Source organism: bacterium (assembly GCA_040753555.1).
Classification (GTDB): Bacteria; UBA9089; UBA9088; order UBA9088; family UBA9088; genus JBFLYE01.
Genome location: JBFMDZ010000230.1, coordinates 1 through 2,914, shown reverse-complemented (window position 1 = coordinate 2,914; position 2,914 = coordinate 1). Strand labels below are relative to the sequence as shown.

1 protein-coding gene is annotated in these 2,914 nt (G+C 39.4%); it reads left to right on the top strand.

Going from position 1 to position 2,914, the window contains the following annotated elements:
• Positions 1-110: 110 nt before the first annotated feature.
• Positions 111-2,914: NosD domain-containing protein (locus tag AB1630_11780; GenBank protein MEW6104471.1), on the top strand; the 2,804-nt coding region annotated here is incomplete at its 3' end.

The following is a 2,914-nucleotide window of genomic DNA, read 5'->3' as shown; positions in this document are numbered from 1 at the left end:
CATATGCCCTGTCCTCGTATAGAGGAAGCATTGCTGAAGAGCCACGTTGCGGAAATCCACAAGCACGGTTCTGTGAGGGGCATAAAATAACATATAGGAGGTTATAGAAAATGTCTACTCGACAGAAGGCAATTTTTGGGATTTTGATGGCTTTAGGGTTTGGGGCTTATAAGCCAATTTGGGCAGAAACCTATGTTTATGGGACAATCACAGGTGATACAATCTGGAATTTGGCAGGAAGCCCGTATATTGCAACAGATACGGTATATGTAAGCAATGGTATCAAATTAACCATTGAGCCAGGGGTAATCATAAGGTTTGCCACAGACACTTCTTTAATTTGCTATGGCACATTGAATGCAATAGGCACCCCTCTTGGCACAATTACATTTACATCCGATCAAGCAACCCATACAACTGGGCATTGGAAAGGGATTAAACTATCTGGAAGTGGAGCAAATGGAAGTAAAATCAACTATTGTGATATCGGATACGCAAAACAGGCGGTTTATTTGGAGAATGCTTCTTCTATTACAATTACTTACAACTACATCCACGACAATAAAGGTGATAATGGAACAGGTTGGCCTCCTCCGCCAGGTGGAGTAGGTTGTGGAATCTATCTTTCAGATTCAAACAACAACATTATTGCAACAAATACAGTTAAAAACAATAGAGGAGGTCAAGGAGGTGGTGGTGGTTGGCCTTCTAGTCCAGGCGGTAGAGGTGGAAATGGTTGTGGAATATATCTTTATTTTTCTGGTAGTAACACTTTAGTGGCAAATATAATTTTCAATATGGAAGGAGGAAGTGGAGGAAATGGTGATACAGGAGGAGATGGATATGGAGGCACAGGAGGAATTGGCTGCGGTATCTTTTTAGATAATTCAAATTATAACTATTCAGCTTTTAATATTTTATATGGCAATAAAGGAGGAAAAGGAGGGGATTCTCCTAAATACTGGGAGAGCTCAGGAGGGAAAGGAGGTATAGGATGTGGAATTTATATTTCAAATTCTCATAATAATGTACTTTTGCAAAATTATATAAGCAAAAGCGAAAGAGGAGAAAGAGGGGTTGGAGATACAGCTAATGCGGGAGAAGCTTCTTACGGGGCTTTTGGAAATGCTTATGGTATTTATATTGATCCAAATAGTTATAACAATACAATTGCTCCTTCTAATACCTATAATAATGAGCCTATTTATTACTATTATAATCAATCAGGCATAACAATTGAGAGTCAGACCTTAACCCTTGCTGGCTCTGGCTCAACAAATCTGGGAAGGATTGTCCTTATAAATTGCCTAAACTTTATTATTAAAAACAACTCTATCTTTGGAGGAATTGGAGAAAATGGATGTACACAAGGTGGACAAGGTGAGCCTGGTAAACAAGGAAATGGAATATATCTTTCTTCATCAACAAACACTGTAATCTCAAATAATACAATATCAAACAATATAGGAGGGAAAGGAGGAACAGTAGGAGAAGGGAGTGGAATAGGTGGGAGGGGAGGAACTGGAACAGGAGTATTTATCAAAGATTCATCCAATATAAAATTAAACAACAATACTATCTCCAATAATATCGCAGGTGAAGGAGGCGGACACGGAGCCCTTGGATCTACATTTGGAGAAGGTGGGGAGGGAGTAGGAATTCTTATTATAAATTCTAGAGTGGAAATAAAAGGAAATGAAGTGAAAACCAATAAAGGTGGATGGGGAATACCTTTAGGTAAAGGTTATGGAATATATTCTATCTCCAATTCTTTCTCTGAGATACATTGCAATAACCTCCTTGACAACAAAAACGGCGATTTAACCAAAGGCTATGGTGTCTATCACGATGGAAGCACAGGAACAATCTCTGCTACTTACAATTGGTGGGGACATTCTTCTGGCCCAGAGCATCCCATAACAAATCCATCAGGTCAGGGTGATAAGGTAAGTGATTATGTTTATTATAAACCATGGATAGGAAGTATAATGATTAGCCCCAATTCAGGTCCAGCTGGAACAATAGTTACAATTGAAGGAGCATTTTTTTCTACACAAACACAGATTTCTATTGACTTTGGAACCTATCAAACCATAACAACAACAATGTCAAGCATCAACGGCACATTCTCAACAATCTTTGTTATTAATACCCAACCCCCTTGCACAAAGCTTATCACTGTATCTGACTCAAAGGAAATAGCCACCGCAATATTCTTGCTTATTCCAAGCCCAAGGATTACTATGGTTAATCCTATATCAGGCCCTACGGGAACAATTGTAACTATTTGGGGTTCGGGATTCGGCGCTTTTGGTTCGGTAAGGATTGACTTTGGAACCCATCAAACAATAACCATAACTCAATCAAGTCCAATTGGCACCTTCTCCACTACCTTTATCGTAGACACCCAACCCTCCTGCACAAAGATTATAACCGCAAGGGATGAAGAGGGCAATATTGCTACTGGCTTCTTCAAGATAACAGGAAAAATTGCCTTAGTCTTACCAACCTCAGGCTCTGTTGGCTCAATAGTCACCCTTCAAGGTGTAGGTTTCTCATCAGGAAAACAAATAACCATTGATTTTGGCACACATCTTACTATTACAACAGCAATCTCTTGCGTTAATGGCACATTCTCAATAACATTTGTTGTTGATAATCAACCCCCTTGCACAAAGATGATTACTGCAAGAGACTTTAAGGAAACAGCAACCACAATATTTTTGCTTCTTCCAAGCCCAAGGATTACATTGCTTGCTCCTTCCTCAGGCCTTATTGGAACAATGGTAACCATAGCAGGCTCTGGTTTTGGACCAAATACCCAAATAAATATTGCCTTTGGAACAAATCAAAATATCACAAGCCCAATCTCATCAGAAATTGGCACATTCTCTACAACCTTCATCGTAGCCAC